Consider the following 6,138-nt stretch of genomic DNA (forward strand, 5'->3'; position numbering starts at 1 on the left):
AGGGGGGGGGGGGGGGGGAGGGGGGGGGGGGGGGGGGGGGGGGGGGGGGGGAGGAGGGAGGGGGGGGGGGGGGGGGGGGGGGGTGGTGTGGGTGCCCCCCCCCCCCCCCCCCCCCCCCCCCCCCCCCCCCCAGGGCCCGGGCCGCCTGCCGTCTGGCGACGGCGCTCTCGGTGGTGCGGCCCAGTTCGCACAGCAGGTCAGCCAGCAGGCCGTGGGTGCGGGACTCCAGTCCGGTGTCGCCGACCGTGCGGCCCAGGGCGACGGCGAGTCGGGCCGTGGACAGGGCGGCGTCGCGGCGGCCGAGCGCGTGCAGGGCGCGGGCCCGGCTCTGGGTGGCGAGGACGGCCTCGGCGCCGGAGCGGGTGGTGGCGACCCGGACGGCCTCGTCGGCGTGGACCAGGGCCGGGCCGGGGGAGCCGGCCAGGACCAGCGCGTCGGCGAGGTCGGTGAGCGCGCGGACGAGCAGGCCGCCGACGGCCGGGGTGCGGGCTGCGCTCACCAGGTCGGTCATCAGCGGCAGGGCCTGGTCGTAGCGGCCGGCCCGCAGCAGCGCACCGGCCACCCGGGCACGGCATTGGTGGCGCAGCAGTTGGTCGCCGGCCCGGTCTGCGGCGGCCACGGCCCGTTCCAGTTGCTGGACGGCGGTGCGATGGGCGGCGCGGTCGACGTGCAGGACGGCGAGGTCGGTGGCCAGCCGGGCGACGGCCGCCTGGTCCGCGCAGCTGTGGGCGGCGCGCAGGCCGGCCTCGGTGACGGCGCGCCAGTGCGTCCGGTCGTGGCCGGTGGTCTCGTACAGCAGGCCTATCCGGTGGGCGAGTTGCCAGGATTCGGCGGTCCGGCCGAACTGCTCGGCGCAGACCACCACCGCGCGCAGGGCGCTCTCCTCCCGGCGGAACCAGGCGGCCGCCTCCGCCGGGGCCGCGCCGCCGCCCTCGGGCGTCCAGGCGGCGGTGGTGCAGCCGCCGGTGGTCCAGGCCGCGGTGACCGCGAGGTAGTGGGCGATCAGCCGGTCGAGGGCGACGAACCGGTCGTCGCAGGTGAGTTCGGCGGCCTGCCCGGCCGCGTAGCGCCGGACCAGCTCGCGCCGGGCGTAGCGGCCGGGCGTGGTCTCCTCCAGCAGGTGGACGGCGTCGAGGCGGGTCAGCAGGGTGCGGGTGGCGGCGGGCGGCAGATCGGCGAGCGCGGCGGCGGTGGCGGTGTCGATCACCGCGCCGGGGTGCAGGCCGAGCAGGGTGAACAGCCGGGCGGGGGCGGGCGGCAGAGTCCGGTAGGTGTGGTCCAGGGCGGTGGTGACACCGATCGGGCCGCGGTCGGTGCCGGCCAGGGTGGCGAGGCCGGTCTGCTCGTCGGCGAGTTCCGCGGCCAGGTCGCCCAGGGTCCAGCCGGGGCGGGCGGCCAGCCGGGCGGCGGCCAGCCGCAGGGCGAGCGGCAGGTGGTCGCAGGCCGCGGCGAGGTCGGCGGCCGCCTGCGGTTCGGCGGCGACCCGGGCCGGGCCGAGGGTCCGGGCGAGCAGTTCGGCCGCGTCCTCGGCGCCGAGCACGCCCAGCGGGAGCGGGATGCCGCCGTCGCGGACCAGCAGGTCGCGCAGCCGGCTGCGGCTGGTGACGACGACGACGGGGGTGCCGCGGGTGCCTGCGTCCCCGTCCCCGGCCCCGTTCCCGTCCGGGCCGTCCCCCGGCGGGGGCGGGTCGGGCAGCAGCGGGGCGAGCTGCTCGTACGAGCGCGCGTCGTCCAGCACGATCAGCAGCCGGCGGCCGGCCAGCAGTTCCCGGTAGCGCTGCTCCCGCTCCTCGGGCGAGGCGGGCAGGGCGCCCGCCGGCTCGCCGAGGGCGAGCAGGAACCCGGCCAGCACGTCGGCGGGTTCGCGGGGCCCGGCCGGGTCGAAGCCGCCCAGCTCGGCGTGCAGGACTCCGTCGGGGAAGTGCCCGGTGGACCGCTGCACCCAGTGCTGGACCAGGCTGGTCTTGCCGACCCCGGCCGGTCCGGTGACCAGGATCGGGTGGCCGGACCGGACGGCGGCGGCCAGGGCCTCGTCGAGCCGGGCGAATTCGGCCGACCGGCCGGTGAACCTGCGGTCCGGCGCACCACGCCTCGGAAGCCGGGCGGGTCTGGGCGGCGCGTCCCGCTCGGGGCCGTCCGCCGACCGTTCACCGGCGTGGCGCAGCTCCGGACCGGGCGGGCCGGAGAGCCGGGCCACCGCCCGGTCGTACCAGGCCGCCGCCTCGTCCCGGCGGCCGGCCTGGTCGAGGCAGCGGACCAGCCGCGCGACCAGCGTCTGCCGGGTCGGGTGGGCGACCGCCGCCTCGGCCAGCTCGCCGGCCAGCTCGCCGCCGCGGCCGGCCCCGAGCAGGCCCTCGGCGAGCCGGTCCAGGGCGCGCAGCCGCAGGTCGGTGACGTGCGGCAGGGTGCGCTCGCGCAGCAGGACGGACCCGCAGTCGACGAGGGCCGGGCCGCGGAACAGGTCCAGGGCGGCGCGCAGCAGGGGCACGGCCGGATCGTGCGGCTCGGGCTCGGTGCTCCCGGCGGGCGCGGCCGGGGCGGGCCGCAGCACGCCCGCCCGGTCGCAGAGCCCGCGGAAGTGCAGCAGGTCCACCCGGTCGGGGTCGCCGGCCAGCAGGTAGCCGGCGCCGCGGGTGCCCAGGGTGAGCCCGGGGCAGTCGAGCAGTTGGCGCAGGGCCGCGACGTGCCCCTGGAGCGCGGCGCGGGCGGTGGGGGGCGCGTCGCCGTCCCAGACCAGCTCGATCAGCTCGTCGGTGCCGACGGTCTGGTTGAGCCGGATGGCGAGGGTGCTCAGCAGCGCCCGGCGTTTGGGGGCCGAGGGTGTGACCGTCGTCCCGTCGTCCCGTCGTACGGCGACCGGCCCGAGCAGGTCGATGTGCATGCGGCCCTCTCCTCCCCTGTCGCCGATCGGATCCGCCGCCGACGACAACCTCCGGCGTCTTCCCGGCGTCGTCAGAGGATAGGCCTGGTCCGGTCACGTGCACGCGGCCGGATGGGGTCTGCTCGGATCTGGTGGATCTTGTCGGGTCGGACCCGGACCCGGCAAGATCCGCAGGGCCCGGCATCGACGTCCGTTCCGCCGGGCGCCGCCACCCGGCGGCGCCCGGGGAGTGGGCGATCTGGCGCGAACAGGACACTTCAGGGCACTACACTGCTCCACCCCGGGGCACGCCCCGGACGTCAATGGGGCGGGGGGACGCCCTGCCCGTCGTGGGTGAAGTGGGGGTACTGGTGCGGATTCGGCTCCTCGGCCCGGTGGAGCTGCGGGCCGGGGCGGACGGCTTCGCCTCGCTGCCGGGGGCGCAGCGCAGGGCGATCCTGGCGCTGCTCGCGTTGCGGCTGGGCCGGGTGGTCGGGGTGGACGGCTTCTGCGAGCTGCTGTGGGGCGAGCGGCCGCCGGCCAGCGCCCGGGCCGCCCTACAGGGGCACGTGGCGGCGCTGCGCAAGGCGATCGCCGACACCCCGTTCGTGCTGCACACCCGTTCGTCCGGCTACCTGCTGGCCGGTCCGGCCGAGGAGGTGGACGCGCTGCGCTTCGAGGCGCTGACCGACCGGGCCGCCGAACAGGCCGGACTCGGCTGCGGCACGGCGGACGCACAGGCGATCGCGCTGCTGGAGCAGGCGTTGCGGCTGTGGCGCGGCGAGGCCCTGGCCGACCTGCCCGACACCGCCGTGCGCGCGGCGGTGGTCGACCAGCTGGAGCAGGCCCGCACCGCCGCCGTGCTCAGCTGGGCCGGGCTGCGGCTGCGCCAGGGCAGCGGGGTGGCGGCGGTGCCGGCCCTGGAGCAGCACGTGCGGACCGACGGGCTGCGCGAGGAGCTGGTGGCGCTGCTGATGCGCTGTCTGCACCAGGCCGGGCGGCCGGCGGACGCGCTGTCCGCCTACCACCAGGCCCGGGTGCGGCTGGACCGCGAGCTGGGGATCCGGCCCGGCCCGGCGCTCCAGGCGGCGCTCGCCGAGGTGCTGTCCGGGGGCGGGGCCGAGCAGCCGGCCCCGGCCCGCTCGGCGGCCCCTCCGGCCGCGCCGCGGGTTCCCCGTCAACTCCCGCGCCGCCCGGTCGACTTCGTCGGCCGGGACAGCGAGGGCTGCTGGCTGGACGGCGAGTGCGGCCCGGACCGCGCCGGTGACGGCCTGGCCGTGGTGGTCGGACCGGCCGGGGCCGGCAAGAGCGCGCTGGTCACCGCCTGGGCGCACCGCCGCGCCCCGCACTTCCCGGACGGGCAGCTGTTCGCCGACCTGCGGGGCCTCGACCCGGCCGGCCCGGCCGACCCGGAAGCCGCCCTCGGCGGCTTCCTGCGGGCCCTCGGGGTCTCCGAGGGCGCCGTCCCCGAGGACCGGGACGACCGGGCCGCGCTCTACCGCGACCGGACCAGGGGGCGGCGCCTGCTGGTGGTCCTGGACGACGCCGCCGATGCCGACCAGGTCGCCGACCTGCTGCCGCAGGGGCCCGGCTGCGCCGCCGTGGTGACCAGCCGCGGCTCGCTGGAGGGGCTGGTGGCCGCCGACGGTGCGGCCCTGCTGCGCCTGCCCCCGCTGCCCCAGGACGACTCCCTGCGGCTGCTGGAGCGCGCGCTCGGCCCCGACCGGCTGCGGGCCGAACCGGCCGCCGCCACCGAACTGGCCGGGCTCTGCGACCACCTGCCGCTGGCGCTGCGGATCGCCGCGGCCCGGCTGGCCACCCGCCCGGACTGGACGATCGCCGAACTGGTCGCCGAACTCGCCGACGAGCAGACCAGACTGCCCGTCCTGGACGCCGACGGCGCGACCGGCGTCACCACCGAGCTCCTCCTGACGTACCGCCGCCTCTCCCCCGGCGCCGCCGAACTGCTCACCCTCCTGGCCGCCCACCCGGGCCGGGAGGTGGACACCCTGACCAGTGCGGCCGTGCTCGGCGCCGACCCGGCCACCGCCCGCCGGTCGCTCGGCGAACTCGCCGCCCACCACCTGCTCACCGGTGCGGCGCCCGGGCGCTACGGCCGCGCCGAGCTGGTCCGGCTGTTCAGCGCCGGGCTGCTCGCCGAGCAGCCCGAGCCGCGCCGACGCCTCGCCCGGGAGCGGCTGCTGGACTACTACCAGGCGGCGCTGCGGCAGGGCGGCGAGTTCATCGAGCCGGGCCAGGACGGTTTCGACACGCTCGTCCACCCCCCGCGGGCCCTGCCGCCGGCCGACGGCATCCGCGCCGCACTGGACTGGTTCCAGGCCGAGGAGCCCGCGATCCGCGCGCTGATCACCGGCACCGCCGACGACCCGGACCGGGTCTGGCGGCTGGCCCAGGCCGCCGGCCCGCTGTACTACGGCTCCAGCCGGTTCACCGACTGGCTGGGCTGCCTGCGCGCGGGCGTCCGGGAGGCCGAGCGGTGCGGCGACGAGCTGGCCGCCGCCCAGTTGCACGGCGCCCGGGCGAACGCGCTGCTCGGGCTGGAACGCCGCCAGGAGGCGGCCGAGGCCGCGCGCCGGGCGGTGGCCGCCGGCGAGGCCGCGACCGGGCCCGCGGGCCGCGCCGCGTACGCCCGCGCGCTCGCCACCCAGTCGCTGATCACCGCGATCCTGGGCAGCGCGACCGAGGCCGCCCGGCTGGCGTCCGGCTCGGCCGCGCTGGCCGTGGAGTCCGGCGACCCCCGGCCGCTGGCCGTCGCCCTGGTCCACCACAGCTGGGTGAGCCTGCTGGCCGGGGACCGGCAGGGCGCGCTGCGGCAGGCCCGGGAGGCCAGGGAGCTGCTGCCCGCCCGCCCGGTCACCTCGATCCACCTGTGGTCGATGCTGACCGAGGCGCACACCCTGCCCCCGCACGGGCGCAGCGAGACCGTCGACCTGGCCTGGCACCGGCTGCTGGCCGGCTGCGAGGAAGCGGGCCTGCTCTACCTCCAGGCCATCGCCGAACAGTCGCACGCCGCCTACCTGCTGAGCCGGGGCCGTGAACTGGAGGCCCTGGACCGGCTGCGTTCGGCGCTCGACCGCTTCCGCAGCCACGATCGACTGGCCGGGGTGCAGAGCGAGTTCACCACCAGCCTGGAGGAGTCGCTGAACTCGCGCGCGCCACACCGGCACTGACCGGCTCCCCCGGGGGGGGGGGGGGGGGGGGGGGGGGGGGGGGGGAGGGGGGGGGGGGGGGGGGGGAGGGGGGGGGGGAGAAGGGAG

1 protein-coding gene and 1 pseudogene are annotated in these 6,138 nt (G+C 78.9%); one reads left to right on the forward strand and one right to left on the reverse strand.

Annotated features, from left to right (window positions below; all coding sequences use genetic code 11):
* A pseudogene (locus AC07BF_RS00570) lies at positions 1–2,881 on the reverse strand (AfsR/SARP family transcriptional regulator); the annotation flags it as partial.
* A gap of 350 nt (positions 2,882–3,231) precedes the next feature.
* On the opposite strand from AC07BF_RS00570, the gene AC07BF_RS00575 reads away from it, so the two are divergent.
* Positions 3,232–6,051 (forward strand): AfsR/SARP family transcriptional regulator, encoded by a 2,820-nt coding sequence (locus tag AC07BF_RS00575; RefSeq protein ID WP_478332690.1) that lies wholly within the window; start codon positions 3,232–3,234, stop codon positions 6,049–6,051.
* Positions 6,052–6,138 lie beyond the last annotated feature (87 nt).

Source organism: Kitasatospora sp. NPDC043950, from assembly GCF_056435345.1.